This window comes from uncultured Thiodictyon sp. (assembly GCF_903828115.1).
Classification (GTDB): Bacteria; Pseudomonadota; Gammaproteobacteria; order Chromatiales; family Chromatiaceae; genus Thiodictyon.
On sequence record NZ_CAIKKU010000643.1, the window covers coordinates 1 to 2,581 of the forward strand.

A 2,581-nucleotide genomic window follows, 5' to 3' on the forward strand; every position below is an offset into this window, starting at 1 on the left:
TAGCGGCCGAGAGGACTTTCATGTTCCGGGGTGGCGCGGGTGCCATGACCGTTAGCCGGTCGACGGCGCGTCAGCGCGCCCCGGGTCCGGCTAAAGCCTCGACCTCCGGTGTGAGACCTCGGGGCAGCGGCCGAAACGATGATCAAGCCCCTTGAAAGGATCGGGGACATCAAGTCCGCCCAGGGCGACCTGGCTGGGGCGCTGGCCGCCAATGAAGAGGGCCTTAAGATCGGAAAACGCCTGGTCGCCGCTGACCGGCCTTGATCATAAATCCGCCCACCCCGTTCAGCCCCGAGGCATCCGACCCCTTGCAGAACATGGCCTTGCGCGTTAACACCCACATCGATCGGGCGGTCTTGGGCGGATTTATGACCAAGGCCCCGCTGACCCGAGCAACGTCGGCTGGCAGCGCGGCCTCTCGGTGAGCCTGAACAAGATCGGTGAGATCAAGTCCGCCCAGGGCGACCTGGCCGGGGCCATGGCCGCCTATGAGGAAGGCCGCAAGGTCCGCGAATGCCTGGCCGCCGCGGACCCGAGCAACACCGGCTGGCAGGTTGACCTGGCCAGGTCACTGGCCAGGACGGCCCTGGCCATGTCCAAGACCGCCCCCGCCGAGACCGCCGCCCGACTCGCCCGGGCGGTGGCCATCCTCCAGCCATTGGACCAGGCCGGTCGGCTGAACGCTCAGGACCACACCATGCTGAAAATGCTGCTGGAACTGGCCGCCGACGGCAAGTCCGAACCCGTCAACCCCGCGGCGGGCAACTGAGCCCAGTCTCCATGAAAAGGAAGACCAGCACGCCCGGGTGGAAATGCCCGGGCCACTGGCCGAGCGGGTACCCGTAGGATGCGCCGCGCGCACCGCGGCCCTGACCAAGACGCGCGTCGTTTCGTTCAACCGCGGTCTCTGAAGGTGCGCGCGGCGCACCCTACGCTTCCAGTCCGTCGCCGACGCCCGCCGGGGGCTCAGTCGTCGTGGGCATAGATATAGGTCTGGCCAGAGCGCAGGCGCCCGTCGAATGAATAGGCGTCCTCGCCGCGCGGCTGCGGCAGATCATCTGAGATCATAGTCATCTCGTCACCGAAGACGCCGGTGATGTCGACCTTGCAGTTGCGCATCAGCCGGAGAAAGGGACGGCCGTCATCCCATTCCATGTCGAAGATATCGCGGTCGTCGGCACCCGTGCTCGTCATGGCAACGACCAGGGAACCCGTGATGCTGACCCGGCTGCTGGTGATATTCACGCCGTCTTCGTTGGGGGTGGTGACGGTCACATCCCGCAGGGTCAGGTCCGAGTTCTCGATATCGACCCCGTCATCGCCGCTGAATTGCGAGTGCAGTTCGCTGATCTCCCATTCGCTGCCGGTCACGGCGATGATGTTGATGGCATCGATGTCATCGCCGGGGTCGTCATCCTTACTCGCGGCGGGTTGCGCTGGTGGTAATGAATCAGCGTGCCCTAGGTAGGAGGCATAGAGTGCGTCAGCGCTGAAACGCGAGGGTCTGGTGGTGAAGGTGACGGCCAACTTGTCCTTTTCCGCAATGCTCGCCGAGCCCAGAAACGACACCCCGGCGTTATCGGCATACGCCGCGATGTTGTTATCGGCGCCGCCGGCCTTGAGATACATCGTGTGGGCAGTGAGTTGCGATCCGGAATCGAAGATCAGCGCCGATTTCCCGGTGACGTTGCCCGCGGGGGTCGCATAATCCCCATTCTTGATCAGGATCGTAGTGTGGTCGCTGATGACCAATTGCACACCGGCGCGGACATGAATCTCACCGGTAACCACATAGATATGGTCGGCGGACAACAGCGTATCACGCGCGATGTGCTCCGTGATTTCAACGATTGATTTCGGCGCGGCGGCGACGTGGTTGGTGAACGACAGACCAAGCACGACCAACGGCAGCAAGCTGACCTGGGACATGATAACCTCGCATGAGTCGAAAGTGACCGGGGGACCCCGGCGTTCAAGCGAGGAAAGCATGGCTGTCAACCGCCCTGAGCGGCGCGTTTTTTTTGGCCGGTGCCGCCGGCTGAAGCCACCGACCCCAGGGTTGCGCGGACCTGTTGCGGCCCGCGGGTTTCCGGCAAGCCGACGCTGCACGCACCGCGCGCCTGCATGTCAGCCGGCAAGCGGAAAAGCCCTGTCGGGCGGCGGGCGTGAAATCGCTGGAGAACAGCAGGATAAAGGTCGGCGCGTGGATGGCCGCCGACACCGCCGGCTCCGACACCGCCGCGGTGGCGATCAGGGCGATGGCCCCAGCAGCGCGACCCCGGTGCGATCGAGCTTCAGAAACGGCAGCCCGCCGAGAATCATACCCAGGTAGGTCAGGGCGAAGACGGTGAGGATCATGGGGGTCATACGGGGTACCCCGCAGGCCTTCGACGCCATTGCTCCGGCGGCGCAATGCAAGAGGTTGCGACGACCCGTATGGTGCGCCGCGCGCACCTCTTCCAAGGCCCGAGTTGACTACAAGACCACAGTTCATCCCCGACCGCCGGAAGGTGCGCACGGCGCACCCTAAGGGTCAGCGCGCCGCAAGCGGGGCTATCGTAGGGTGCGCCGTGCGCACCGA

The 2,581-nt window shown here is 64.8% G+C and carries 3 protein-coding genes; 2 read left to right on the forward strand and 1 reads right to left on the reverse strand.

Annotated features, from left to right (window positions below; translation table 11 throughout):
* The first annotated feature begins 138 nt into the window (after positions 1-138).
* Positions 139-264 (forward strand): hypothetical protein, encoded by a 126-nt coding sequence (locus tag QZY48_RS24360; RefSeq protein WP_295435948.1) that lies wholly within the window; start codon positions 139-141, stop codon positions 262-264.
* Positions 265-421: 157 nt separating this feature from the next.
* Positions 422-769 (forward strand): hypothetical protein, encoded by a 348-nt coding sequence (locus tag QZY48_RS24365; protein WP_295435950.1) that lies wholly within the window; start codon positions 422-424, stop codon positions 767-769.
* 197 nt (positions 770-966) lie between these two features.
* Here QZY48_RS24365 and QZY48_RS24370 read toward each other — a convergent pair whose 3' ends face one another.
* On the reverse strand, positions 967-2,109 hold the full coding sequence (locus QZY48_RS24370; protein ID WP_295435952.1) for a hypothetical protein: 1,143 nt from the start codon (positions 2,107-2,109) through the stop codon (positions 967-969).
* Positions 2,110-2,581: the final 472 nt, after the last annotated feature.

Coding starts and splice junctions, on each gene's coding strand:
- QZY48_RS24360 (WP_295435948.1), top strand. CDS start 139: ATGATCAAGCCCCTTGAAAGGATCGGGGACATCAAGTCCGCCCAGGGC.